This window comes from Streptomyces sp. NPDC059455 (assembly GCF_042750115.1).
Classification (GTDB): domain Bacteria; phylum Actinomycetota; class Actinomycetes; order Streptomycetales; family Streptomycetaceae; genus Streptomyces; species Streptomyces endocoffeicus.
In genome coordinates, this window is the sequence record NZ_JBHYVB010000084.1 from 12,179 (window position 1) to 35,995 (window position 23,817).

Genomic DNA, 23,817 nt, shown 5'->3' on the forward strand with positions numbered 1-23,817 from the left:
GGCCCGGGGGGTGGTTTTCCCTCTGTCGACACCCCGCCCCCCCCCCGGGCGCGGGGCGGGGGCGCGCGCCGCCGCCCCGCGGCCCCCCCACCACCGCCAGCCGCCGCCCGGGGCCCAGCCGGTCCCGCAGGGCCAGGGCGTCGTCCAGGGTGCGCAGCACATGCGCCCGCTCCCCGCCGTCGCCGGGCAGTCGGCGCGGGCGGACGCCGGTGGCGATGACCAGGCCGTCGTACGGCACCCGCGCCCCATCGGCCAGCGCGACCGTACGGCCCGCGAGGTCGAGCCCGGTCGCGGCGACGCCGAGGCGCAGTTCGAGGCCGAGCGCGTCCAGGTCGGCGGGGGCGCGCAGCGGCACCCGGTCGGGTTCCCACTGGCCGCCGAGGATCTGCTTGGACAGCGGTGGCCGGTCGTACGGGTGGTACGGCTCATCGCCGATGAGCGTGAGCGTGCCCTTGTAGCCCTCCCGGCGCAGCGTCTCCGCCGCCGCCAGACCGGCGGCGGAGGCACCGACCACCACGAGCTGTTTCACCGGATACCTCCGAGGATGCCCCGGCCTTCGAGCCGGGAAGGAATCGGACCCCTGCGGAGCAGGGCAAGGAAAGTGGAATCGCTGTCAGGGCGATTCGTTGTCTGCCGAGATGTCGCCGCGCCCGGCCTCAAGCCGGTGCAGGATCTCAGAGTTGAGGGACCTGCGGGCGCGCTTAGCCTCGGCGACCAGCCACGCGTGAAGGTCGGCGGGTAGGCGGAGCGTGATGCGTACTTCATGGTCCATGCAACCGAGCATAGTGGTAAAATGGTGTCATGGCGACACTGGAGAAGGGTTCGGGTGATGCCGGGCATGTCCGGCACACCTACCGGCTTCGCATGTCGTCGACCGCCCGCACGGCGCTGCGGGCCGAGTGGGACCGGTGTCGGTGGGTGTGGAACGAGTGCGTGGCCAAGTCCCGCCAGGTACACGTACACAACCGACAGCACCCCGAGAAGCAGACCTGCGGTCCGGCGCAACTGGACAAGATGCTGACCGAGGCTCGCGCCAAGACGCCGTGGCTTTGCGAGGGCGCCTCGGTGCCGCAGCAGCAGACCATCCGGGACTTCGCCAAGGCCCGCTCCAAGGCACTCAAGGACATCGAGAAGCGACTGCCGGTCTGGCAGCGTGCAGGCATGCCTCGGCCGAAGAAGAAGCGGGAGGCGTTGCCGACCCTGAACTACACCACCCGGGGCTTCCGGCTGAAGGACGGCCGTCTGCACTTGGCGGGCGGCATCGTTGTGACGGTGGTGTGGTCGCGGGATTTGCCGTCTGCACCGTCCTCGGTACGTGTGTACCGGGACAGCCTCGGCCACTGGTACGCCTCGTTCGTCGTCGCCGCCGAGACGCGTCCGCTCCCCGCCACCGGTCGAGTGATCGGCGTGGACTGGGGCGTCAAGGAGACCGCCACTACCACGTCTGACGACCACGACCTTCCGCACGTCCAGCACGGGAAGACCGCGGCACAGCGCCTTGCCCGCTATCAGCGGATGATGGGCCGTCGGAAGCCCGCTCGTGGGCAGGCCGCGTCCAGGGGCTACCGCGAGGCGCAGCGGCAGGCCGCGAAGATGCACAAGAAGGTCGCCCGCCGACGGCAGGACACCGCGCGCAAGTGGGCGAAGAAGGTTGTCCGCGACCACGACGTCATCGCCGTGGAGGACTTCCGGCCGAAGTTCCTCGCCAGAACCACTATGGCCCGCAAAGCGGCCGACGCGGCGATAAGCGCCACCAAGACGACCCTGATCGAGATGGGCCGCAAGCACGGGCGGGACGTCGGCCTCGTGCACCCCGCGCACACCACCATGGACTGCGCGTCGTGCGGAGCGAGAACCAAGCACGCACTTCCTCTTTCGGAACGTACCTACACCTGCACCGCGTGCGGAGTCATGTCCCCAAGGGACAAGAACTCCGCACGTCTGATGCTGGTCCGGGCTGGTCTCATCCCGGCTGGTGTTGAGGGCGTAAGACCTCCTGGAGCGCTGCTCCAGGAGGCAGCCTGAGTCAGGAATCCCCTTTCCTCAGGAGGGGGAGGACGTCAATTCTCGACCAGCCGTATCGCCGCCGCCGGGCAGACCACCGCGGACTCCCGCACATCGGCGTGGAGTTCGGGCGCGGGCTGTTCGTCCAGCAGGACCACGATGCCGTCCTCCTCCCGCTGGTCGAACACATCGGGTGCGATCATCACGCACTGCCCCGACGCCACACACTTGGGCACATCGACTTCCACACGCATGGTGACTCCCTTGCCTTCGCCGCTGCCTTCGTCGCCTTCGCCGCTCATGACGTCCAGGTGACGGGCAGTTCGTAGACGCCGTAGACCAAACCGTCGTGTTTGAACGGTAGTTGGTCGATTCCGGTGGCCAGCCGCAGGGTGGGGATACGGCGGTAGAGCGTGCCGTAGACCACCTGGAGCTCCATCCGGGCCAGCGGTTGGCCCAGGCACTGGTGGACGCCGAAGCCGAACGCCATGTGGCGGCGGGCGTCGCGGCCGATGTCCAGCCGCTCGGGCTCGGCGAAGACCTCCGCGTCCCAGTTCCCGGTGCCGGTGTAGATGATGATCCCCTCACCGGCGCGGATGGTCTCACCGCCGATCTCGATGTCCTCGAGCGCGACCCGGCGGCGGCCGTTGTGCACGATCGTCAGATAGCGCAGCAGCTCCTCGACGGCCCGGGCGATCACCTTCGGGTCCTCGGTCTCCCGCAGGACGGCGAGCTGGTCGGGGTTCTCCAGCAGGGCCACGGTGCCGAGGGCGATCATGTTGGCGGTGGTCTCATGGCCCGCGACCAGCAGCAGTACGCCCATGTTGGCGGCGTCGCGCTGGGTCAGCTCACCGGCCGTGACCCGGGCGGCCAGCTCGGAGAGCATGTCGTCGGCCGGGTCGGCGAGTTTGGCGGCGACCAGCCCGTCCAGATAGTCGGTCAGCGCGTCGTTGGCCCCGACCACCTCCTCGACCGAGGAGTGCCGGTTGATCAGTTTCGAGCTGTTCCGCTGGAAGAAGTCGTGGTCCTCGTACGGCACCCCGAGCAGCCGGCAGATCACCAGCGACGGCAGCGGCAGCGCGAGCGCCCGCACCAGGTCCACCGGGGTCGGCCCGGCCAGCATGGTGTCGATCAGCTCGTCGGTGATCTTCTGGATCTCGGGCCGCATCGCCTCGATCCGCTTGATGGCGAACGGTCCGGTGACCATCCGGCGGATCCGGGCGTGCTCGGGGTCGTCCATGGTGACGAAGGACCGCCGCCGCCCGGCGTTCTCGCGGAAACCGGCGCTCGCGTGCGGATACCCGGCCAGCGTGTTCTCGGCGCTGACCCGCGGATCGGCGAGTAGGGCGCGCTGGTCGGCGTACCGGGTCACCAGCCAGGGGGCGCTCCCGTCCCACAGCCGTACGCGCGCCACCGGTCGTTCGCTGTGCAGCGCCCGTGCGGTCGGGGGAGGGTCGAACGGGCAGCCGGTCGCCCGCGGCATCGGAAACTCCGGAAGCGGCTCTTCCGCCTCGGGCGCGGTCTCTGCCAGCGTCTCGGTCATGTCTCTCCTCGGGTGGGGGTTCCGATGGGAGCGGAGCGTGAACCTTCGGGTCGGTGGGGACGGGTGTCTTGGCGTTACGGGGGCGTGAACCCTCGTGTTGTGAGGACGTGAACCCTCGCGTTGCGGGGGCGCGAACCCTCGCGTTGCGGGGGCGTGAACCCTCGCGTTCCGGGGACGTGATGACCAGCGAACCCGCTCGACCTGACTCCCCCCGGTCAGTTTCCTGACGAAACGCTGACAGTGGGGAAGGCCACGGTGACCGTGGTTCCGCGGCCCGGTGCGCTGCTGACGCTCACCTCCCCGCCGTGCCGCTCGGCCACCCGCCGCACGATGGTGAGGCCGATGCCGCCGCCCGGCTCGATCCGGCCGTCCTCGTCGCGTGGGGAGGTGAGCCGGGCGATGTCCTGCGGGCCCATGCCCGGCCCCTGGTCGCTGACGGAGAGCTCGACGCGCGGCGTTCCGCCGGTCCCGCCCCCGCTCCCGGTCCCGCCCCCGCCCCCGTCCCCGGCCTCCGGACCGCGCACCGCCACGGTCACCGGGGACCCGGCGGGGGTGTGGCGCAGCGCGTTGTCCAGCAGATTGCGCACGGCGTGCCGCAGCAGGCGGTTGTCGGCGACGACGGTCGCCCGGCCGGAGTTCTCGCGGGCGATGGGGCGTTCGGGGTCGAGCAGCCCCAGATCCGCCACCGCCTCGTCCGCCACGTCCCGCAGATCCACCGGCTCCATCTCCAGCGGCCGTACCCAGGAGACATCCGCACGGGGGAACACCTGCTGGACCGCCTGGTGCATATGGTCGGCCTCGTCCTGGATCCGGCGCAGGGCGCGCACCATCAGCTCGGGGTCGTCGCTGAGCCCTTGGAGCGGGAGTTCGGCCCAGCCGCGGATGGTGGTGAGGGAGGTGCGCAGCTCGTGCAGCAGGACCTCCAGCCGCTGCTGGCGCTCGTAGGCGTCCTCGCCGCGGGATGGGCCGTTCCCGTGACGCTCGTGCCCGTGGCGCTTGTGCGTGCTCATCCGGAGGCGAGTCCGCCGAGCCAGTAGCCGAAGCCGCGGCGGGTGTGGATCAGGGCGGGCCCGGCCTCGTCGACCTTGTGGCGGAGACGGGAGATCAGCTTCTCGATGGCGTTGTCCCCGTAGCGCCGGTGGTCCGCCACCCACAGATGCTCGCCGATCTGCTCCTTGGACAGCACCTGCCCCGCGTTGACCAGCAGATAGCGCAGCAGCCGGAACTCCGCCGGGGTCAGCTCCAGCGACCGCCGCCCGCGCCGCGCCTGACGGGTCGTCTCGTCCAGTACCAGATCCGCGTAGTGCGGCGAGGGCTCCTCCCGCCGCCGGTTGCGGGTGCGCAGCAGGGCCTGCACCCGGGCCAGCACCTCGGCGATCCGGAACGGCTTGGTGACGTAGTCGTTCGCGCCGATGCCGAGGCCGGTGACCAGCGAGTCGAGCGAGTCGCGGGCGGTGAGGAAGAGCACCGGCGGATGGTTCTCGTCGGCCGCCACCAGGCGCCGGCACACCGTGAAGCCGTCCAGATCCGGCAGCATCACATCGAGGATCACCAGATCGGGCCGGTCCCGCCCGACCCGGTCGAGCGCCTCCCCGCCGGTGGCCGCGGTGCCGACCCGGTAACCGGCCAGCTCGAGGGTGGTCGAGAGCAGTTCGGCGATTCTCGATTCATCGTCGACGACCAGGATGCGCTGCCCGTTCCCACGGGCCGGCGCTGGTTTCTCGCTGACACTCCCGTACACGCCATGACACTACGTGAACCGACCGTTCCGGGCACGGGGGCCTTGACCGCGACCGATGAGATCCGGACACGCTCACGTCAGCCTGGTACCGCGGTTCCAGAGATAAGCCGGGTACTGGCTGGGCGACGCGGATGCGCTGAAGCTGCTTCCCACAGGCCAGTTCGTGGTTACGAAGCGCATCACTCTCGGAGGCGATCATGCCGAAACACCTTGTCTTCCGCCTGGCGGTGGCCACTGCCGGCGCGGTGATCGGACTCACCGCGGTCTCGTCAACAGCTGAAGCGGCCGTGCCGCCTCTCTCGCACCCGCGGATCGTCGCCCACTTCGACCGTCCGGCCGGGCAGGTGGCGGAGAGCGTCATCGTGCGGCCGAACGGGTCAGCCGATGTCGGCCTCATCCTGTCGCGGCAGGTGGCTCACGTCACGCTCGGCGGACGGGTTGAGGTAGTGGCAACCATGCCGCTCCCCGCGGATGGCGGCGTGAACACCCCCGGCCCCGGGGCCGCTTCCGTGACGGGGATCGAACGGACTGAAGACGGAACCCTCTACTTCCTCTACTCGGCAGGAGACGAACACCTCACCGGCCTGTGGAAACTGCGCCCGGGGGGCAAGCCGGAACGCGTCGCCGCGCTGCCGGCCGCGAGCTTCCTCAACGGACTCGTCAGGGACGACCGTACGGGGGACTTCTACATCACCGACTCGACCCAGGGCAGGATCTGGCGGGTCGGACCGCACGGCGGAACCGCCGAGCTCTGGGCCGCGGGGGAGGATCTCGCCCCGGTTCACTTCTTCGGTGCCAACGGCGTGAAGGTGCACAACGGAGCCGTATGGGTCTCCAACCTCGACCGGGGAACGATCCTTCGTATACCGCTGACGGGCCGCGACGGAACAGCCGGTCCCCATCAGGTCAAGGCATCCGGACTCGACAGCGTCGATGATTTCGCCTTTACCGGTCGTGGCGATCAGCTGCTGGCCGCACTCAATATCCCGAGCCAAGTGGTCCTCATCACTCCGGGCGAGGCTGACCGTATCGTCCTCGATGAGCGCGATGGGCTGCAGAACACCACGTCAGTGGCGGTCGACGGCGATACGGTCTACGTCGCCAGCGGTGCGCTCACCACGGGCGGGGACGCGAATCTCCTGACGGCCCGTCTCGGTCGCCTCGGCCGTCCCATTCATCCCAGGAACGGCAGTCCCATGCTATCGACCGCAGGGTCGACGACAATGGGACCATGAGTCGTCCGGACAACTCGCTGGGTAACACGCTGCGTGCATGGCGTGCCCGAATCACGACTGAAGACGTTGGACTGCCGGCCACCCGACGACGACGCACCGATGGCTTGCGCCGCGAAGAACTCGCTCTGCTGGCCGGAATATCCACGGACTACCTTCTGCGTCTTGAGCAGGGCCGGGCCCTGCGCCCATCTCGGGACGTCGTGGCCTCACTTGCCCGCGCGCTGCGACTGAGTACGAACGAGACCTGCCACTTCCACCTGGTGGCCGGGCTTCTTCCGCCGAAGCCCCAAGGCATCCCGCATCGGCTGCCGCCTGGTGTGCAACGGCTCGTCAGCCGCTGGGGGAACATTCCGGTGGGAGTGTTCTCCGCCTCATGGACCTTGCTGACGTGGACATCGATGTGGGCGGCCTTGCTGGGGGACCCGTCCCTTCGACCGCCGGAAGAACGAAACCTGGTACGCGCGGTGTTCAAGGAACCGCCGTCGGACACGGGCTGTCCGCTCTTTCCCGCCGAGCAGAGCACCACCGAATTCAAGGCCGCTCTCGTCGCAGACCTTCGCATCACGCACGGAGCATATCCCCATGATGAGGAATTCAAAGCTCTGATGGGTGAGGCCATGAGCAACAGCGAAGAGTTCCGAGGCCTGTGGAGCGCCCCGGCGCTCGGCTCACGCCTGGGTGGCCACAAACGCCTGCGGCATCCTCTCGTGGGGGAGATAGGCCTCGACAACGATGTGCTGAAGGTGCCCGACCACGATGTGAGGATCGTGACCTGCACGGCAGAGCCGGGAACCCCGGACGAGGAAAAGCTGGAGTACTTGCGAGTCGCCGCCGCCCAGGCCGCCCAGACGGCGCTGCCGCTGTCATCCGGCTGAGCCGGGCACCCTGGGGGGGGGGGGGGGGCCCCCCCCCCCCCCCCCCCCCCCCGCGAGCGCCGCGGCATAGGGGCGCGGTAGCAGCGCCCACCACCAACGGGCGGCGCGGCCGTGTGCCGCCGGGGGGGGGCCGCCCGGGGGGGGGGGGGGCCCCCCCCCCCCCCCCCCCGGGCCCACGGCTTTCCGGCTTCCTCAGCGTTCGGCTTTGGCCGTTCCGAAAGTGAGCGGGGTTGCCCCGTCCGAATCCGCGTATCGGTGGAACCGGTCGGTCCAGGACTTTTCCTGAAGCGTCCGGACCAGTGCACGGGGCACCGCCATCTGCACATCTCGGCCACCGGGCTCATCCGCCGGAGTCGGTGCGATGAGCACCGTCCAGGCAGTGGGAAGCGCCGGGATGTCGTACCAGAAGGGTGTGCCCTGCCCGAAGTCCAGGCTGTAGAAGGGAAGCCTGGACCAGTTGTTGATCACGATGGTGCTCTCGAACTTGTCGAGCGTCATGGTGGGAAGGACGCGCTTGAGGCGTCCCGCCTCGTATTCGGCACAGAGGAAGGCCGTTTCCCGGCGGATTTTATCCTCCGTGTTCGCGGCATAGCCCGAGCGGACCGCCAGGGCGACCTCGCCGAGCGGGCGTGAGCGCAGTTCGGCCGCGGTCATCCCGGGCCGGGTGTTGGTGACGGTGTTGCCCCAGTAGTCGTCCGGTACGGCTCCACCGGTAGACGTGCGGAAGTCGGCGAGGAGGCCGAGCCTTTCCTCGCTCGTGTCGGGGCGGGCGCGCAGTGTGCCGAGCACTTTCCACAGATGGGCGGTCAGTGCGTCATTGGTCGAGATCCAGCGCTCCGTGCCCGCGAGGTCGGCCATCGCGGCGTCCTTCATGGTGGCCAGTTCGGCGGCCGTGAAGCGGGTGGTCACCATCGTCGTCGTCTTGGCGATGCTGCCCAGGAGGACGCGGCTCACGAAGACGGACTTCCCACCTCGCCGGGTGACCGTGAAATGGGGGTTGTCCGACCGGGCGTCCTGCGCGACGGCCGTCGCGAGCGCGTCGATGACGCTGCGGTCGTGGCCGGGCCCGGTGTACTCGAGCCCCCGGTGCTCACGCGACCAGCTCTCCAGGAACCTCATATAGGCGGATCCGTCGGCCACGGCGTGATTCATCGTGAAGCCCAGGACGGAGCCGCCGCCTTTCATATGGGTGAGCTTCGCCGTGAAAAGCGGTGTGTCGTGGTCGACCACCTGGAGCGGGTTGACATGGCTCAGATAGCGGTTGATGCCCTTTTTCGCGGTGTGGTGGGGCCCGTGGTCCGGCATGGGTATGGATGCGTGTGTCTCGATGAAGCGCACGCCGGAGTCATCGCAGAGCACGCTGAGACGGCCGTCGGGATCCTTCTTCATACGGCCGGAAACCATCGGGAAGTGGAGCAGCGTTCTGCTGAGGGAGGCGCGGAGCGCTTCGCCGTCGAGCGTCTCGCGATAGAAAAAGGTACGGGGGGTGTAGACCAATCCGATGAGCATGTCGTAGACGCTCAAGCGTATGCGGTCACCGTTCGACGCTTCGGCGCGTACGGTGAACGATCGCTTGGTGCTGCTCTCGATGGCAGTGGGGGATGCCATTATCTTCGCACATTCTTTCGTCGGGCCCGAATGTTTCTGGGTTGACGTATTGACCCTACCCTCGGTCGGGAGCGGCCTCTTTGACTAGAACGTGTTTTAGGGCATTTTGAAAACGAGCGTGGCCGACCCGCTGAGAGGCGTTCGCCGGACCCCGACGGAACTCCGCGGCCGGACCGACTGGCGACCGGCCGGCGACCGGCCGGCGACCGGCTGGGGCCACGACGGCACATCGCGCCCGCGCCAAGATCCGCTCCCTGTCCTGGGCGGAGCCCCACCCGCGCCGCTCGGATACCATGATCCGAACTCACGACGAGCGCCCCCATCGCCCGCCCTTCACCGGAAAACCGTGCTATCCGGTGCGAAGAGTGACCTACAACTCACATCGAGCAAATCGGCCAAACAGTTGATATCTATAGCATCGCGGGTGTTTTCGCGTATAAATAGCAGAATAACGTTCGCCGCGTGGCGCCGGCCACGGGCGGTGCTGTGGGTTGTGGCCGGTGTGGTGTGCCTCGGGTTCTTCGTCGCGCTGGAGCTCGCCGCCCGACGTTACGGCCTGCCGGGGCCGATGACCAATCAGGTGCAAGAGATTATTTTTGCCCCCAAATCGGGCTTTCTGCTGTACGCCGGTATGGGCTTGATGATGGTGGTGCTCACCTGGCGGGAGCGGTTCATCGCGGCCGGTGCCGCGATCGGCATCGACATCGTCATCTTCCTGGTGCGGTGGGTGGCCGACGCGAAGGTGACCGAAGGGCACCCCTTCGGCAACGGCGCGTTGTGGGTGATGCTGGGCTGTGTGGTCATCGCGGTCACGCGCCGCACCGGCCGGGAACGCGCCCTGCTGCTGAAGGGCGTCGGGCTGGGCCTGCTGCTGGTGGCCGGCCGTAAGACCGGTGATACCTGGCTGCTCATCACGGCGAAGACCCGCCCGGCGGTGCTCGATCCGTACCTGGCGACCGCCGATCACGCGCTGGGCAACCCGTCGTGGCTGGCGGGCCGGATCGTCGAGGCCATGGGCCCGGTCGGCGCCCACGTTCTCGACTACGTCTACATTCAGCTTCCGGTGGCCGCGGTCATCGTCTCGATCTATCAACTGCGTAACGTGGGGGTCGAGCGCCGCTTCCCGAGCCACCATCTGGTGCGCACCTTTCTGGCCATCGGCCTCCTCGGACCGGCCATCTACATGATCTTCCCGGTGGTCGGACCGGTCTTCGCCTACGGCGGCGGCGCCTTCGGTACCGGCGGCGAGCACTGGGCGCTGGCCAACCTGTGGCCGCACACGCCGCCGCCCATCAGCGCCCCGCACTCGATGCCGTTCGACGAGATCACGCCACGCAACTGCATGCCCAGTCTGCATACGGCGTGGGCCACAGCGATCTTCGTTCACTCCCGCCAGGGTCCCCGGATCCTGCGGTTCGCGGGAACGTTCTGGCTGGTCGCCACGCTCGGCGCGACGCTGGGATTCGGCTACCACTACGGCGTGGATCTCGTCGCGGGCGTGGTGTTCGCGCTCACGGTCGAGGCGGCGCTGCGCTCCCTCGCACGTGGCTGGGACCGGTCGGGGACCCAACTGGTCGCCCATGGCGCGGCGGTCTTCGCCGCACTCCTGGTGGCCTACCGCTATCTGCCGGTGGAGATGGCCAGACATCCATGGGTGTTCGGACCCCTTCTCCTGCTGGCGATGGGCTCGGTGATCCACGGCTATGTACGGACCACCAGGCTGTGGGAGCCGAAGGCCGCACCGGCGCTGCAGCCGGAGCCGCAGCCCGAACCGGTGTGAGCCGTGTCGACCGTAAGGCGACGATGAGGCGGGCCATGAGTCGGTTGGCGACGCGTTAGCCGATCGGCAGGGGATCATCAGCGGCGGCGGACAGGCTGGTCGGCACAGGTCCCGTATGACGGGGACCGCCCGCACCACAGGGGGAGACTCCATGCCACGCCGCATCGCCCGCCGGCACGCTCGCAAAGCCGCCGTCGCCACGGTGGCCGCCATCGCCGCCTTCGGGCTGGCGGCCTGCCAGGACACTTCGGACGGTGCCTCCGGAGCCGCGTCCTCCACCGCCTCCCAGGACTCCGGTTCCCAGGGCTCCGGCTCCCCCGACACCGGGACGAAGAACGGCGAGGGCGGCGCGGCGGCCCTGGAGAAGACGGACCCCAAGCCGCTGCGCGACGGCGCGGGCCTCTACCCCCGGGCGATCCGTCTGGAGCACAGCGGGAAGGACAACGGCCGCGTGCTCGCCTCGACCGTCGTCCCGGGCGGCGGCAACGGCATCGGCGCCATTCAGGAGAGCACCGACGACGGAGCCAACTTCAACCAGGTGGGCACCATCGCCGACCCCGCGTCCACCGACGGCAAGGGGCTGTGCTGCTCGGTCCTCTACGAACTGCCGCAACAGGTCGGTGACATGCCGGCCGGCACGCTGCTGTGGGCCGCCTCCTTCGGCCAGGACGTACCCAAAGCCGACCGCCACATGTCGATACGCGTGTTCAAGAGCACCGACGTGGGACGCACCTGGACCTATCTGTCCACAGCCGCCACCGCGACGGACGCCAACGGGCTGTGGGAGCCGGAGTTCTCCATCGACGCCGACGGCAACCTGGTCTGCCACTACTCCGACGAGACCGATCCGAACCACAGCCAGAAGCTTGTCGCCGTACGCTCACGGGACGGCGTCTCATGGGACGGCCCGCATGACACCGTCGCCAGTGCCCCGGCCTCCGACCGCCCCGGGATGGCGGTCGTACGGAAGGTGCCGGACGGCACGTACGTCATGACGTACGAGATCTGCTCCGACGACCCCAAGTTCTCGTGCGTCGTGCACTACCGCACCTCTTCCGACGGATGGGACTGGGGCGACCCCGCCAACCTCGGCACCCGGCCCGAGACGGCCGACGGCAAGTACTTCAGGCACGCGCCGACCCTGGCCTGGGCGCCGGAGGAGGGAAATCCGCAGGGCAAGCTGTTGCTGGTCGGACAGGTGATGTACAACGCGGACGGCAGCAAGGCCGAGGGCAGCGGGCGCACGGTCTGGACCAACAGCAAGGGCGGAGAGGGCGCCTGGAAGGAGATCCCGGCCCCCGTCACCGTGAAGTCCGACAAGGTCGACTTCTGCCCCAACTACAGCTCCAGCCTGCTGCCCTCGGCCGACGGGCACCAACTGCTGGAGATCGCGACCGACTACGACGGGGGAGTGTGCCGCCCGTACCACGCCACCGATGGCATGTGACCCGGCCGCTGACCGGTGCCCACCGATATCCGCTGTACCGGCTGCCCATGGGCCGAAAGACTGCCGGGCATGAAGTTCTTCTGCTACCACCGCGATCGGCCCGGCTCGCTGCCGCTGCGCCAAGAGCTGGTCGAACAGCACTGGTCCTACATGGACCGGTACGCGTCGGAGATGATCGCCCGAGGGCCGACGCTCTCCGACGCCGAAGGGGTCCCGACCGGCAGCGTGCACATCGTCGACCTGCCCGCCGACCGGGACGAGCTGATCGCCTACGGTCCACTGCTCTCCGACGAGGGAAGCACATGGCTGGGCACAGCGGCACTGGTCCGCGCACCCGACCCGGAGACGGCCCGCGCCGTCCTGACCCCGGCCCGGTACGCGGACATCGAGGTTCACCGCTGGCAGTGCGGCGGGCGGCCGTCATGACCCGCCCACTCGGACCCGTCGCCTGGCCACCCGCCTCGATACGGACCGAACGGCTCGTGCTCCGCGAGTCCGAGGCCCGGGACCGTGCGGCGTTCATCGAGTTGCTCGCCTCACCGGAGGTGCATACCTACCTCGGTGGCCCTCGACCGCGTGATGAGCTCGAGCGCACGATGTCTGAAGTACCCGGGTGGCGCCCTGGCCTGTTCGTGATCGATCTCGATGGAGCGATGATCGGCACCATCGAGCTCAAACGGCGTGACGCGGAGCAGGTCCGCCCGGAAGTCGGGTATGCCGGGTCTGCCGAACTCGGCTACCTGCTCCTGCCGGGGGCATGGGGATACGGGTACGCCGCCGAGGCGTGCGCCGCGGCACTCGACTGGTTCGCCGACGCGCTTCCCGGCGAGCCGGTGGTGCTCTGCACCCAGACCGCCAACGACCGCTCGATGCGCCTCGCGGCGAAGCTGGGGTTCACCGAGGCGCAACGGTACGAGGCGTGGGGCGCCGAACAGTGGATGGGCGTGTGGTCCTCGGTCACGCAGTCCGGTTGAGCGGTCCCAGCCCCTGGCCGGGTGCCGGCGCGACACCACCCGCGTCACACTCGGAGCCGATGGCGCGAACGAAGTCGAGAACGGTACTCGCCCGGGGCCATGCCCCGGGCACGTCGGAAGGCACGGCTGAAGGCGTGCGGAGAGCCGTATCCGACCGCACTGGATATCGACTCGACCGGCTCGTCGGTATCGCGGAGCCGGACGGACGCCAGGTCGATGCGCCACTGCGTCACGTACGCGCCCGGCGTCTGTCCGAGGGCGGACCGGAAGTGCCTGGTCAGCGTCGCCCGGGAGACGCTCGTCGCGGCGGCCAGGGTCTCCGTGGTCCAGGGGTGTTCCGGTTGGGCGTGGACATATGCCAGGGCGTCGCGCACGACCGGGTCACGCATCGCGCCCAGCCATGAGCCGGACGGGTCCTCCGGGTGGCGGGCCAGCCAGGCGCGTACGAACTGGACAAGCAGGAGGTCGACGATGCTGTTGACGGCGGCGGTGGTGCCGATCTGCGGCTGTGCAAGCTCCGCCGCGAGAAGTTCTACGGCCCGTCTGAGCTGCGCGTTCTGGTGGGCTGTGACGTGCATCGGACGGGCGAGGGAGGTGAGTACCGGTGTGCTCACTTCCGGGTCCTGCTCATAGTGCAGGACGATCGCTTCCGTCTGCACCGGCGTCGAGCCCAGCCGCAGGGCTCGGCCATCGCCAAAAGCCCGGACCGCCGCCTCACGGTCGCAGGAACCCATCGTCACGCTGGCGCCGCCGGCTATCCCGTGTGCGGTGCCCGGCGACACCAGGACGGCGTCTCCGGTCTGCACCTGAAGAGGTTTCTCGCCTGTGACGTGGAGCCACATCGTGCCACGGGACACCACGTGCAGCGCCGCTCCGGGATAGGAGTCCAGCCACAGGCCCCAGGTTCCTCCGGCCTCCAGCATGACCCCGAGCGCCCCACGCGCACCCGAAACACGCAAGACCTCCGCCAGCACGTCCATGGGTCCATTCTTGTCCACCGTCGTCCAGGGTTTCAGGCCACGTCAAGAACGATCTTTCCGTGCACCTTCCGTGCGAACAGCGCCTGGACGGCGTCGTCCACGTCCTGCCAGCCGCCTCGCAGTCCGACCGGTGCCGAGAGCCTTCCGGCGGCCATGAGGCCCAGCAGGTCCGTCAGCTCCCCGCTGGTCGGCGTCATGTCGCCGTAGGTGGCGATGGTGCGGGGTTCGCCGAAGCCGAACAAGGTCCCTGAGGGGAACGTGGTGTCCTGCCCCGAGGAGTAACCGACCAGGTGGATGGTGCCGCCCTCGGCGAGGGAGCTCCACGCTCGGGCTGTCAGCGGCCCGCCGACCGTGTCCAGGACGAGGTCGAACCGGTCCTCGGTCCCGGCCAGGTCGGTCAGGACCTCGTCGGCGCCGAGTTCGCGGAGTCCGGCGGCCCGGTCCGGCGAACCGACGAGTGCCGTCACCCGGGCGCCCGCCAGCGCCGCCAGCTGGATGGCGAAGTGCCCCACGCCCCCGCTGGCGCCGGTGACCAGGACGTCGCGCGCCAGCAGGGAACGCTTGCGCAGCACCCGCAATGCGGTGACTCCGGCGATCCCCAGCGCGGCGGCGTCGGCCAGGTCCACGCCCTCGGGGACGGTGCCGAGCGAGGCGGGGCTGACCGCCACCCGCTCCGCCCACGCGTGGGGAGCCATTCCCACTGCGACGCGGGCACCTTCGGGCGGCCCCGAACCGTCGGACGCGGCGCGCACCACGACGCCGGCCGCGTCGTGACCGTGCACAGCGCCGGCCGGCCACTGGTGCACATAATTCAGCTCTCCGAAGTTGAGACCGATGTGCCGTATCTCGACCAACGCCTCGTCGCTGGACGGAACGGGCTCATCGACATCGGCGAACCGGACGGGTCCGGCCTCGCCGTGATGGACCACAAGGGCGCGCATAGGGGGTGCTTCCTTCTCTCGTGGACGCGCCTGAACACTCGGCGCGGTTCACAAAACCCTTACGCACGGCCGGGACAGCGACCAGTCCCGTGAGAATCAATCAGTTGACGATCTGTGTCAGCACGACTCGCCTATGACAGCGTGAATGGGTCCTCGTCGAGCTTTTCCGCCAGGTGCTCAAGCGTGTCCGTGAGGCTTGTCGGTGCACCGTTCAGCCTTTCGCGCTGCTTGGCGACATGACCGATGAGGCGGAGGGTCCGTCCCGAGGAGATTCCGGGTGCGGCGGTGACCAGGGACCTGATGACGTCTTCCGCGTCGCGCCAGGCATTGACGTCCAGTAGGCATTGGGCGAGCCGTGCGGATGACATACTTGCGTAGCCGGTCGCGACGCCACACCCTGGTTGTGCGGATTGCAGCAGCCGCTCGATGGCTTTCTTTACGTCACCTGCGATCTGAAGTGCGTGACCCCAGTGGCCGTCAATTTCCCTGTCGGTCAACCACCATGACCAGTCCGGTTCGCCGACGTCGTTACCGTCCTCGATGAGGGACCGGGCGCGTTGAAGCGACTCGACGGCATCCGACGTACGTCCCGTGCCGACCAGTCCCTTCGCTTCACGCATGCGGAACATCGCCTCGACGCGCGGGGACAGCCGTCTACGGTTGAGTACCGACCGGGCGATGGACAGCGCCTCCTGGTTCCGTCCGCGCCATTCACTGTGCATCGCCATGTTCTGCAGCGTCAGCAGTGCGATGGAGCGGTCCCCCGAGAGATTCGCGAGGAACAGCGCCTCTTGGTTGAAGCGCCGGGCGGCGCCGTCTCTTTCCGCGTCAAAAAGAGCCCAGCCGGTTATTTCGGCGAGTTCCGCGGCCGCCGACTGAATATCGCGCTCATACCGGGGATCGTAGTCTCCGGCTCCGAGCCGCCGATGCACGACCTTGAACGCACGGCCTGCGGGCTCCGCGATGGATACCCCGCTGAGTTCGTTGTCCAGGACGACCAGCAGATGGGAAGTCTCCCGGATGGCCTGTACGAAGTCGGCTCCGCGTGCCTCGTTGAGTCTGAGTATCCGATCAGTGATGGCCGGTGATTCAGCAGCTTCCGGCGAAACAGTTGGCGGTGCTACTCGTACCGCGATTTCGGCGAGTTCCCCATTTGTCTTGAGCAGGTTGTCCAGCGCCGTGACGAGTTGCCTCGACGGCTGCTGTTTCCCCCCGAGTACGCGGGACAGATAGGCGTGGTCGTAGTTCAGGTGGCGGGCGACCGCCCGAACACTCATGTCCCGGTCACGGAGCAGGTCGCGGACTCTTTGACTGAACTCCCCGCTGTTCATGGTGACCAGGGTACGGCTTGTCACCACGGAGTCACCAGGTGATCACCAACCGCGACCGCGCATTCCCGGTTGTCTTGACGTACGTAAGGACCGCTAACGGGAGCGACAACATGTCGGACACGGCGAAAGGCCGCGCGATGATGACCATGCGCGTGTCGCGGGACAGCGGGAAGACCTACGGGCCGACGCGCGTGGTCAGGACCACCGAGCCCCTGAGGCCGATCGAGACATCGGTGTGGCCGCCGTGCCAGTGCCCCCGATGTGCATCGGCGCACGTGGCCACCCGTCAGCCGTTATGACGGGTGCCACACGAAACCGCCGGCCTCCCTGGCCTTGGCCAGGGGGCCGGCGGTGATGGCAAGGGGCCCGGGTCAGCCCTGCTTGGGCGCGGCCTGCTGGACGACCTCGAAGGACCACAGCGTGGAGCCGGACGCGGCGGGCTTCTGCTGGGGGGCGTCCTCGCCGCCGCGCTGGTGGGCCGCCTTCATTGGGCCCTCCATCCACGCCTGGAAGTCCTCCTCGCTGCGCCAGCGCGTATAGACGAGGTACTGGTCGGTCCCCTCGACCGGGCGCAGCAGCTCGAACCACTCGAAGCCGTCGGAGCCCTCCACGGCCCCGGCGCGCGACGCGAAGCGCTTCTCCAGCACCTCGCGCTGTTCCTCCGGCACGGTCAGCACATTGATCTTTACAACGCTGGGCACTAGACACCTCTCACGCGGCGGACGCCGAGTCGGCGCCCTGGGTCTCGACTCTGTGCGCAGTCTGCTACATCCGGCGGTCAAGGACGTGTGAAGACGGCGCTCAGTGGCGCTCAGTGGCTGATGACGACCTTGCCGAAGCGTGGGCCCTTCTCGAAGTGCGCGAACGCCTCCAGGGCCTCCTCGAAGGGGAAGACGCGGTCGATGACGGGCCGGAGCCGGTGCCGGCCGATGGCCCTGTTCATCCGTTCGAAGTCGCTCCGGCTGCCGACGCTGATCGACCGGAGGGTCGCCGCGCGACGGAAGAACCGCGTCACGTCCATGCCGCCGCCCGCCGCCAGGTTGCCGACAAGGGCGATCTGGCCGCCCTGGGCGACGGCGTCGATGGACTGGGAGAGCGTTCCGGCGCCGCCGATCTCGACGACGCGGTCGGCGCCGCCGCCGGTGAGTTCCCGTACCCGCGCGCCCCACTCCGGTGTGCTGGTGTAGTCGATGACGTCGGATGCGCCAAGAGCGCTGAGGCGTTGGGCCCTGGTTTCGCTGGATGTCGTGGCCAGGACGCGTGCGCCGGCCAGGCGGGCGAACTGTAGCGCGAAGACCGATACCCCGCCCGAGCCCTGGACCAGGAGAGTGTCCCCGGGGCCGACGCCGCTTACGGCCGACCACGCGGTGAGCGCGGCGCACGGAAGCGTGGCGGCTTCCTCGAAGGACAGTTGGTCCGGCACGGCGACCAGGCTCTGCTCGTCGAGGGTGAGGTATTCGGTGAGCCAGCCGTCGCGGTGGGTGCCGCGCAGCTGCCCCCACTCGGGGAACGGACCGTACAGCCAGGTCGGGTGGAAGGTGCCCACGACGCGGTCCCCGATGCGGAAGCGCGAGACTCCCTCCCCGACCGCCTCCACGACGCCCGCGCCGTCGGAGAGCGGGATGCGTCCGGGCGGCACGTCGACGGCGTACCGGCCGGTGACGATGAGCAGATCGCGTGCGTTGAGGGAGCTGGCCTTCACCTGTACGAGCACTTCGCCCGCTGACGGGCTCGGCACCGGGCGCTCCGCCGAGGCGATCAGACCACCGCCAGTTCCCGTCTGGAATGTACGCATTTGCCACCCTTCGTTCGTGTGTCGCCTCCACGATAGGCGCGCTCGGCTGGACGATCTGTATCTTGGCGTCCATGGTTTGGCGCAGATCGTCCAGGGGGGGCAGGGGAGACCCAAGGGAGTGGAGATGGATCCGATCGATGACCTTCTCGCCACGATGAAGATCGAGGACGCGCGGTATGTGCGAGTGGATGCCCGTGCGCCCTGGGGAATCTCGTTCCCTCCCCGACACCTCGCCCGGCTGGTCCTGATCTCCCGTGGTGCGTGTCGGCTCGTCGCGGACACGCTCGCCGGGCCGCAGCGGCTGGAGACGAACGACTGCTTCCTGGTCCGGGCGGGGGTGAGATTCACGCTTCAGGACGAGGCGGGCAGCGAGGTCGTGGACTGCGACGGGCTGGTCTCCCAGGTCCCCGGCGACTCGGCGCGGGTCGGGGGCGACGGTGAGCTCACGCAGATCGTCTCCACCCGGTTCGCCTTCGACGCCGTGGCGGCAGAACCGCTCTTCGCGCTCCTGCCGCCGGTGTTCCGGCTGAATCTGGACGACGCGTCCAGCCAACTCCTGCGCACCACGTTCGACCTCATCGCGCGGGAGAGCGCGGCGGGCGGGCTCGGTGGTGGCTTCATCATGAGCCGTCTGTCCGATGTGCTCTTCGTCCAGGCGCTGCGGACCTGTTGTGCGGATGTCGGCGGCGGGACCGTCGGCTGGATCGCCGCGCTGCGGGATCCGCGACTGGCGGTTGCCATGGAGGAGTTGCACGCGGACCTGGCCCATCCGTGGACGGTCGACGAACTCGCCCGCACGGCGGGGATGTCACGCTCGGCGTTCGCCGCCCTGTTCAAGGAGAGGACGGGGGACACCCCGCTGGGCTACCTCACGGCATGGCGCATGTACCGGGTCAAGGTCCTGCTCCGCGAGACGCAGCTGAGTGTCCAGGAGATCGCTGTCCGAGTCGGATACGACACCGGCAGCGCGTTGAGCCGTGCCTTTTCGGGCAGGGAGGGCGTCACCCCCGGCGCCTGGCGGAAGGTGACGGGCCATTGAGCCGTCACCGTCACCGCCATGGTCTTTGCGCCGGGCCCTCAGCCGTGCAGCCGCAAGCCCTTCGTCACCTTGTCCACCTGGCCGCGCGGCCCGTGGACCGCGAGGCCCACCAGGTTCAGGGCGTCGGCGTCGACGGCGCGGACCGTGGCGCGGTTGTCGTCCTCGTTGTCGGTGCTGAAGAGTTCCTCGGTGTAGACGGACATCGGCAGGTCGCGGGAGAGGGCGCGGGCGTGGGTACGGGTGAGGGCGGGGGCGTCGGCGGCGTAGACGAGGACCGGTTCGCGGAACATCGGAAGGTAGACATTGCCCGAGGCGTCCTCGTACGGCTTGCCGACGATCTCGTCCGTCGTGTGCGCCAGGCCGCTGGAGAGGAAGGCGGTCACGTTCAGCTTCTGCCAGTCGGCGAGGTCGGTACGGACAATGACGGCGATCTTGGTGTCGAAGCGCATGCCGTCACTCTCGCCACCGCGGCGACCTGGGGTCTTGAACGCTCGTGCGCCACGGCACAATGGATCCGTGGTTGCCGTCGGAGAAGGGGAGCGGGGCCGGGAGGACTGGGCCCGGTACTGGCGCGATCCCGACCGGCCCGTGGAGGCCATGCACGCGCACTTTTTCAGCCATCGTTTCCATCCCCACAGCCATGACACCTACTCCTTCGCCGTGACCGAGGTCGGTGCCCAGCGCTTTCGGTGCCGGGGTGCGCTGCGCACCAGCGGGGCGGGGATGGTGATGGTCTTCAATCCCGACGATCCGCATGACGGGGAGGCGGCCGCCGAGCTCGGCTACAAGTACCGCATCGTCCATATAGGTCCCGATGTGGTACGGGATGTCCTCGCCGATGTGGCCGACAGCGCGGACGGCCGGGCGGCGCTGCCGCTGTTCGACCGGCCCGTGGTGTCCGATCCCCTGCTGCCCCGCGCCCTGTTGCGGCTGCACACCGCCCTGGTCGGCGGCGCCGGTCCGCTGGTGCGGGACGAGCGGCTGACCGCGGCCGTCGGGGCGATGGTGCGGCGCGGGGCCACCGGGCCGCTGTGGGCCCGGGAGCTTCCGCACGGGAGCGGCGAGCAGGTGCGGGCCGCGCGGCAGGCCAGGGCGCTGCTGGAGGAGGCGTACGCGGAGGAGATCCCGGCGGCGCGGCTCGCGGAGGCCGCCGGGTGCAGCCGCTTCGCGCTCTACCGGGCGTTCCGTGCCGCGTATGGGATGGCGCCGAGCGACTTCCAGCGGCAGCTCCGGCTGCGCCGGGCGCGCGGGCTGCTGGTGGCGGGCAGCAGCGCGGCGGAGGCCGCGGCCCAGGCGGGGTTCGCCGATCAGAGCCACTTCCACCGCTGGTTCGTGCGGTGCTTCGGAGTGACGCCGGGTACATTTCAGCGCGCCGCGAGTCCCGATTCGCTGCGCACCCCGCGGCCCTGATGAAATTGGCCCGGACCATACGGACCCTCGCGGAGCGCGAGGACCCTGCCAAAGCCTGACATTTTTCGGACAACCCCGGACGACAGTCAGGTGAAGAGGGGGTGTTCGGCGTCTGTTCAGTGGGCTCAGTAAGGTCTCAAACATCCGGGACAGATGAAGAGGGCGAGTGGGGGAGCGGCACGGCGTGGCGAACGTGGAGCGGAGCGGACTGGGGAGAAGTCCGGACACGGGGCCGGCCCCCGGCACCGTAGGGGCGCGGACGCCACGGACCAGAATGGGGCTCGTGGTCCTGTGGCTGCTGGCGGGCTTGCTGGCGGTCCGTCAGGCGGCGGCGGTGCTGCGGTTGCCGCCCGATGAGCGGCTGACCGACCTGGAGACCTGGATCGGCGAACACGGGGTGCTGCATGTCAGCGGGTCGCTGTACGACGGGGACTCCTTCACCGGCACCCCGTTCTCCGGGCTCGTCCTCAAACCCCTGACCCAGGCCGCCGAGCAGAGCCTCGGGGTCGCCTGGACCTTCGGCACCCTGCTGCTGGTCGTCGTCCTCGGGCTGGCCGTGGCCCGGTCGCTGCCCGGCCCGGTCTCCCGCCGCACCTCGCTGATCGCCGCACCGCTGGCCATCAGCCTGCTGGTGCTGTCGCTTCCGGTGCGCAACACCTTCACCCTCGGCCAGACCAGCATCATCCCGGTGCTCCTGGTCGTCCTCACCGTGCTGCCCAGAACCTCCGGGCGGCAGGCCGGTGTGCTCATCGGAGTGGCCGCGGCGCTGCAGCCCGCGCTGCTGCTGTTCGCCGTCGTGCTGTGGCTGATCGGATGGCGCCGGGCCGCCGCGCTCGCGGGCGCCACGTTCGCCGCGTGCACCGCGCTCGCCTGGGCGGCCATGCCGCACGACTCGTGGACGTACTGGGGGCATCACATCGGCGGCTTCGGGCTCGGCGCCCCCGCCGACAGCCTGGCCAACCAGTCGCTGCACGGGCTGCTGCTGCGCATCGGCATCGAGGGCCCGATGGAGCTCGCGGTGCTGGCCGTGCTCGGGGTCGCGGTCGCGGTGATCGGCCTGCGGCGCGCGGTGCGCTACGCGAGGGACGGGCAGCTGCTGCTCGCCGCCGCCATCACCGGCAGCGTGGCACTCGCGGTCTCGCCCACCTCCTGGCAGCATCAGCAGCTGTGGATCCTGCTGGCCATGGTCGGCCGGGTGGGGCGGCGTGGCTCCGACCGGCTGGTGTGGCCGGTTCTGGTCGTACTGACGATGTCGCTCAACCGCACCGCGCTGCTGCCCGACATCGAGATCCTCGGACATATCGGCTACAATGCGCCGCTGCTCGCCGCGCTCGCCGCCGCCTGTCTGGTGCCGTTCCTCTCCCGCACTTCGCCGCGCTGGGACGACCCCGAGCCGACGCCGGTCGCCGAACCGGCCAAGAGCCGCTTCGCCTGGGTGCCGCTGCTGCGCGTCCTCAAGCGGCCGCTGTCCCGCCCGAACCTGATGCTCGAGCTGGTGCTGATCCGCGTCGGCTACTTCGCCTACTCCTGGATCCGGGGCCACGCCCCGGACGAGCGCAGCGTGGCCGAGGGACACGGAGACCAGGTGCTCACCCTCGAGGGCTGGCTGCACATCGACATCGAGCACTGGTTCAACGCCATCGTGGCCGACACCGGATGGCTCAGAGACTTCATGAACTGGTACTACAGCACCTTCCACTTCCTGATTCCGCTGTCCCTGCTGGGCTGGCTGTATCTGCGCCGCCCCGCGACCTACCGCTGGGCCCGCACCCCGCTGGCCTTCGCCACGATGCTCGCCCTGGTCGGCTTCTGGCTCTACCCGCTGGCCCCGCCACGGCTGATGGGGCTCGGCTACGTGGACACCGCGCACGGCCCGCAGGACCTGAGCAACCCGGACTTCGGCGCGCTCACCAAGCTGTCCAACCAGTACGCGGCCATGCCGTCGCTGCACGTGGGGTGGTCGCTGTGGTGCGGGGTGGTCATCGTGATCGTGGCGCCGTACGTCTGGGCGAAGGTGCTGGGCGTCCTGTACCCGCTGCTGACCACGGCGGTCATCGTGGGCACCGCGAACCACTATGTGCTGGACGCGATCGGCGGCGCGGTCATCGTCACGGCCGGGTTCGCGCTGCAGTACGTGTTCCTCGGCGTGGGCGGGCGCCCGCACGAGGAGGCGCCACCGCTGTCGGGGACGATGGGCGCCGCGGTCACCCGCGCCAGGGGGCTGGTCCCGGGGCTGGTACGGCAGCGCGGCGGACGGCACGACGGCGCCGGGCCCGCGGAGAAGACCCGGATCGGGGCCGCCGAGTCCCCCGAAAAGGGGGCTGGGGCTCGCGTTGAGCGAGATGACCAGCGGGTCTAGCGTGGTGAGAAGGGGGCGGAAAGGCGTGAAAACGCGTTAAACGGGGGGATCCGGGAATCGAGACGGGGAGCGGGGACCCCGACCGAGGAGGGATCAAGGATGTCCCTGGTGAAGGCAGTAACCGCGGCGGTCGCGATGGGCGCCTCAATGGCGATCGCGACACCCGCGGTCGCCGCGCCGCCACACCCCTTCGTCTTCGTCCACGACAGGTTCCAGCCGGCGTCGGAGGCGAAGCACGCCGGTGCGGTGACGTACGACAAGTCGCTGGTGCCGACGTCCGCGTCGGTGTTCATCGCGGAGGCGCGGCTGAGCGGCAAGGGCATGAAGTACCACCACGAAGGTGGCGAGAACCACGGCCAATACCCGATGCACAAGGGCACGTTCGTGTTCATCAGCGTGCGTGGCCTCGCGGCCGACCACCACTTCGGAATCCACGTCCACACGAAGCCGTGTGGCACCAAGCCCGACTCGTCGGGGCCCCACTACCAGAACAAGAAGGACCCCAAGCAGCCCTCGACCAACCCGGAGTACGCCAACCCGCACAACGAGGTGTGGCTGGACCTCACCACCAAGAGCAACGGCAAGGGCTGGGCCAAGTCCTGGGTGAAGTGGAACTTCCGGCCCGATGAGGCCCGTTCCGTGGTGATCCACAAGCATGCGACGGGCACCACGTCGGGCAAGGCCGGGCAGGCCGGCGCCCGGGTGGCGTGTGTGAACGTGCCGTTCAAGTAGCGGTCGGCGTCCACGGCGCTCGG

24 protein-coding genes are annotated in these 23,817 nt (G+C 69.2%); 11 read left to right on the plus strand and 13 right to left on the minus strand.

Translation table 11 applies throughout. The features are described 5' to 3' along the window. A partial coding sequence (locus ACFXB5_RS27215; RefSeq protein ID WP_385212373.1) for an FAD-dependent oxidoreductase occupies window positions 1-529 on the minus strand: 529 nt, incomplete at its 3' end. Window positions 530-613: 84 nt separating this feature from the next. Further along, window positions 614-772 (minus strand): Arc family DNA-binding protein, encoded by a 159-nt coding sequence (locus tag ACFXB5_RS27220; RefSeq protein WP_107471709.1) that lies wholly within the window; start codon window positions 770-772, stop codon window positions 614-616. Between the two features lie 29 nt (window positions 773-801). Between ACFXB5_RS27220 and ACFXB5_RS27225 the strand changes: the two genes are divergently transcribed. Then, on the plus strand, window positions 802-2,025 hold the full coding sequence (locus tag ACFXB5_RS27225; RefSeq protein WP_385212375.1) for an RNA-guided endonuclease InsQ/TnpB family protein: 1,224 nt from the start codon (window positions 802-804) through the stop codon (window positions 2,023-2,025). 35 nt (window positions 2,026-2,060) lie between these two features. Here the strand turns inward: ACFXB5_RS27225 and ACFXB5_RS27230 are convergent, their stop codons facing one another. The 4 genes from ACFXB5_RS27230 to ACFXB5_RS27245 form a co-directional block, all read right to left on the minus strand. After that, window positions 2,061-2,258: a ferredoxin gene (locus ACFXB5_RS27230; protein ID WP_385212377.1), complete on the minus strand. Its 198-nt coding sequence runs from the start codon at window positions 2,256-2,258 to the stop codon at window positions 2,061-2,063. Between the two features lie 44 nt (window positions 2,259-2,302). Then, window positions 2,303-3,547 (minus strand): cytochrome P450, encoded by a 1,245-nt coding sequence (locus ACFXB5_RS27235; RefSeq protein ID WP_385212379.1) that lies wholly within the window; start codon window positions 3,545-3,547, stop codon window positions 2,303-2,305. Window positions 3,548-3,762: 215 nt separating this feature from the next. Next, window positions 3,763-4,557 (minus strand): sensor histidine kinase, encoded by a 795-nt coding sequence (locus ACFXB5_RS27240; RefSeq protein WP_385212381.1) that lies wholly within the window; start codon window positions 4,555-4,557, stop codon window positions 3,763-3,765. After that, window positions 4,554-5,288 (minus strand): response regulator transcription factor, encoded by a 735-nt coding sequence (locus ACFXB5_RS27245; protein WP_385212383.1) that lies wholly within the window; start codon window positions 5,286-5,288, stop codon window positions 4,554-4,556. The genes ACFXB5_RS27240 and ACFXB5_RS27245 overlap by 4 nt, the downstream gene beginning before the upstream one ends. A gap of 197 nt (window positions 5,289-5,485) precedes the next feature. On the opposite strand from ACFXB5_RS27245, the gene ACFXB5_RS27250 reads away from it, so the two are divergent. Continuing rightward, window positions 5,486-6,523: an SMP-30/gluconolactonase/LRE family protein gene (locus ACFXB5_RS27250; RefSeq protein ID WP_385212385.1), complete on the plus strand. Its 1,038-nt coding sequence runs from the start codon at window positions 5,486-5,488 to the stop codon at window positions 6,521-6,523. Continuing rightward, window positions 6,520-7,398: a helix-turn-helix domain-containing protein gene (locus ACFXB5_RS27255; protein ID WP_385212387.1), complete on the plus strand. Its 879-nt coding sequence runs from the start codon at window positions 6,520-6,522 to the stop codon at window positions 7,396-7,398. Before ACFXB5_RS27250 ends, ACFXB5_RS27255 begins: the two co-directional genes overlap by 4 nt. 192 nt (window positions 7,399-7,590) lie before the next feature. Here the strand turns inward: ACFXB5_RS27255 and ACFXB5_RS27260 are convergent, their stop codons facing one another. After that, a complete protein-coding gene (locus ACFXB5_RS27260; protein ID WP_385212389.1) occupies window positions 7,591-9,006 on the minus strand; it encodes an acyltransferase in 1,416 nt (471 codons plus the stop codon). Window positions 9,007-9,487: 481 nt separating this feature from the next. On the opposite strand from ACFXB5_RS27260, the gene ACFXB5_RS27265 reads away from it, so the two are divergent. From ACFXB5_RS27265 to ACFXB5_RS27280, 4 genes are all read left to right on the plus strand, one after another. Then, window positions 9,488-10,786, plus strand: coding sequence for a phosphatase PAP2 family protein (locus tag ACFXB5_RS27265; protein WP_385212391.1), 1,299 nt, complete (start codon window positions 9,488-9,490; stop codon window positions 10,784-10,786). Window positions 10,787-10,937: 151 nt separating this feature from the next. Then, window positions 10,938-12,233, plus strand: a complete 1,296-nt coding sequence (locus ACFXB5_RS27270; protein WP_385212393.1) for an exo-alpha-sialidase — start codon at window positions 10,938-10,940, stop codon at window positions 12,231-12,233. Window positions 12,234-12,302: 69 nt separating this feature from the next. Then, complete coding sequence (locus ACFXB5_RS27275) at window positions 12,303-12,659, plus strand: YciI family protein (protein WP_385212395.1); 357 nt, start codon at window positions 12,303-12,305, stop codon at window positions 12,657-12,659. Next, on the plus strand, window positions 12,656-13,207 hold the full coding sequence (locus ACFXB5_RS27280) for a GNAT family N-acetyltransferase (protein WP_385212397.1): 552 nt from the start codon (window positions 12,656-12,658) through the stop codon (window positions 13,205-13,207). The genes ACFXB5_RS27275 and ACFXB5_RS27280 overlap by 4 nt, the downstream gene beginning before the upstream one ends. 44 nt (window positions 13,208-13,251) lie before the next feature. Here the strand turns inward: ACFXB5_RS27280 and ACFXB5_RS27285 are convergent, their stop codons facing one another. The 5 genes from ACFXB5_RS27285 to ACFXB5_RS27305 all read right to left on the minus strand — a co-directional run bounded on the left by ACFXB5_RS27285 (window position 13,252) and on the right by ACFXB5_RS27305 (window position 18,254). Further along, window positions 13,252-14,187, minus strand: a complete 936-nt coding sequence (locus tag ACFXB5_RS27285) for a cupin domain-containing protein (protein WP_385212399.1) — start codon at window positions 14,185-14,187, stop codon at window positions 13,252-13,254. Between the two features lie 32 nt (window positions 14,188-14,219). After that, window positions 14,220-15,128 (minus strand): zinc-binding dehydrogenase, encoded by a 909-nt coding sequence (locus ACFXB5_RS27290; RefSeq protein ID WP_385212401.1) that lies wholly within the window; start codon window positions 15,126-15,128, stop codon window positions 14,220-14,222. A 131-nt stretch (window positions 15,129-15,259) separates the two neighbouring features. Continuing rightward, on the minus strand, window positions 15,260-16,459 hold the full coding sequence (locus tag ACFXB5_RS27295) for a helix-turn-helix domain-containing protein (protein ID WP_385212403.1): 1,200 nt from the start codon (window positions 16,457-16,459) through the stop codon (window positions 15,260-15,262). A 371-nt stretch (window positions 16,460-16,830) separates the two neighbouring features. Next, on the minus strand, window positions 16,831-17,160 hold the full coding sequence (locus ACFXB5_RS27300) for an antibiotic biosynthesis monooxygenase (protein WP_086880911.1): 330 nt from the start codon (window positions 17,158-17,160) through the stop codon (window positions 16,831-16,833). Between the two features lie 110 nt (window positions 17,161-17,270). After that, window positions 17,271-18,254 carry an NAD(P)-dependent alcohol dehydrogenase gene (locus ACFXB5_RS27305; protein ID WP_385212405.1) on the minus strand — a complete coding sequence of 328 codons (984 nt, stop codon included), beginning with the start codon at window positions 18,252-18,254 and terminating at the stop codon, window positions 17,271-17,273. A 124-nt stretch (window positions 18,255-18,378) separates the two neighbouring features. On the opposite strand from ACFXB5_RS27305, the gene ACFXB5_RS27310 reads away from it, so the two are divergent. After that, on the plus strand, window positions 18,379-19,293 hold the full coding sequence (locus ACFXB5_RS27310; RefSeq protein WP_385212407.1) for an AraC family transcriptional regulator: 915 nt from the start codon (window positions 18,379-18,381) through the stop codon (window positions 19,291-19,293). A gap of 38 nt (window positions 19,294-19,331) precedes the next feature. Here ACFXB5_RS27310 and ACFXB5_RS27315 read toward each other — a convergent pair whose 3' ends face one another. Then, window positions 19,332-19,742: a DUF2000 family protein gene (locus ACFXB5_RS27315; protein ID WP_385212409.1), complete on the minus strand. Its 411-nt coding sequence runs from the start codon at window positions 19,740-19,742 to the stop codon at window positions 19,332-19,334. A gap of 148 nt (window positions 19,743-19,890) precedes the next feature. Between ACFXB5_RS27315 and ACFXB5_RS27320 the strand changes: the two genes are divergently transcribed. From ACFXB5_RS27320 to ACFXB5_RS27330, 3 genes are all read left to right on the plus strand, one after another. Then, complete coding sequence (locus ACFXB5_RS27320; protein ID WP_385212429.1) at window positions 19,891-20,703, plus strand: helix-turn-helix domain-containing protein; 813 nt, start codon at window positions 19,891-19,893, stop codon at window positions 20,701-20,703. A gap of 274 nt (window positions 20,704-20,977) precedes the next feature. Next, window positions 20,978-23,062 (plus strand): bifunctional glycosyltransferase 87/phosphatase PAP2 family protein, encoded by a 2,085-nt coding sequence (locus ACFXB5_RS27325; RefSeq protein ID WP_385212411.1) that lies wholly within the window; start codon window positions 20,978-20,980, stop codon window positions 23,060-23,062. Window positions 23,063-23,161: 99 nt separating this feature from the next. After that, window positions 23,162-23,794, plus strand: a complete 633-nt coding sequence (locus ACFXB5_RS27330) for a superoxide dismutase family protein (protein WP_385212413.1) — start codon at window positions 23,162-23,164, stop codon at window positions 23,792-23,794. Window positions 23,795-23,817 lie beyond the last annotated feature (23 nt).

Bases quoted from the DNA above. Each gene is read 5' to 3' on its own strand.
- ACFXB5_RS27220 (WP_107471709.1), bottom strand. From the start codon at position 772: ATGGACCATGAAGTACGCATCACGCTCCGCCTACCCGCCGACCTTCAC.
- ACFXB5_RS27225 (WP_385212375.1), top strand. From the start codon at position 802: ATGGCGACACTGGAGAAGGGTTCGGGTGATGCCGGGCATGTCCGGCAC.
- ACFXB5_RS27230 (WP_385212377.1), bottom strand. From the start codon at position 2,258: ATGCGTGTGGAAGTCGATGTGCCCAAGTGTGTGGCGTCGGGGCAGTGC.
- ACFXB5_RS27235 (WP_385212379.1), bottom strand. From the start codon at position 3,547: ATGACCGAGACGCTGGCAGAGACCGCGCCCGAGGCGGAAGAGCCGCTT.
- ACFXB5_RS27240 (WP_385212381.1), bottom strand. From the start codon at position 4,557: ATGAGCACGCACAAGCGCCACGGGCACGAGCGTCACGGGAACGGCCCA.
- ACFXB5_RS27250 (WP_385212385.1), top strand. From the start codon at position 5,486: ATGCCGAAACACCTTGTCTTCCGCCTGGCGGTGGCCACTGCCGGCGCG.
- ACFXB5_RS27255 (WP_385212387.1), top strand. From the start codon at position 6,520: ATGAGTCGTCCGGACAACTCGCTGGGTAACACGCTGCGTGCATGGCGT.
- ACFXB5_RS27260 (WP_385212389.1), bottom strand. From the start codon at position 9,006: ATGGCATCCCCCACTGCCATCGAGAGCAGCACCAAGCGATCGTTCACC.
- ACFXB5_RS27270 (WP_385212393.1), top strand. From the start codon at position 10,938: ATGCCACGCCGCATCGCCCGCCGGCACGCTCGCAAAGCCGCCGTCGCC.
- ACFXB5_RS27275 (WP_385212395.1), top strand. From the start codon at position 12,303: ATGAAGTTCTTCTGCTACCACCGCGATCGGCCCGGCTCGCTGCCGCTG.
- ACFXB5_RS27280 (WP_385212397.1), top strand. From the start codon at position 12,656: ATGACCCGCCCACTCGGACCCGTCGCCTGGCCACCCGCCTCGATACGG.
- ACFXB5_RS27285 (WP_385212399.1), bottom strand. From the start codon at position 14,187: ATGGACGTGCTGGCGGAGGTCTTGCGTGTTTCGGGTGCGCGTGGGGCG.
- ACFXB5_RS27290 (WP_385212401.1), bottom strand. From the start codon at position 15,128: ATGCGCGCCCTTGTGGTCCATCACGGCGAGGCCGGACCCGTCCGGTTC.
- ACFXB5_RS27295 (WP_385212403.1), bottom strand. From the start codon at position 16,459: ATGAACAGCGGGGAGTTCAGTCAAAGAGTCCGCGACCTGCTCCGTGAC.
- ACFXB5_RS27305 (WP_385212405.1), bottom strand. From the start codon at position 18,254: ATGCGTACATTCCAGACGGGAACTGGCGGTGGTCTGATCGCCTCGGCG.
- ACFXB5_RS27310 (WP_385212407.1), top strand. From the start codon at position 18,379: ATGGATCCGATCGATGACCTTCTCGCCACGATGAAGATCGAGGACGCG.
- ACFXB5_RS27315 (WP_385212409.1), bottom strand. From the start codon at position 19,742: ATGCGCTTCGACACCAAGATCGCCGTCATTGTCCGTACCGACCTCGCC.
- ACFXB5_RS27320 (WP_385212429.1), top strand. From the start codon at position 19,891: ATGCACGCGCACTTTTTCAGCCATCGTTTCCATCCCCACAGCCATGAC.
- ACFXB5_RS27325 (WP_385212411.1), top strand. From the start codon at position 20,978: ATGGGGCTCGTGGTCCTGTGGCTGCTGGCGGGCTTGCTGGCGGTCCGT.
- ACFXB5_RS27330 (WP_385212413.1), top strand. From the start codon at position 23,162: ATGTCCCTGGTGAAGGCAGTAACCGCGGCGGTCGCGATGGGCGCCTCA.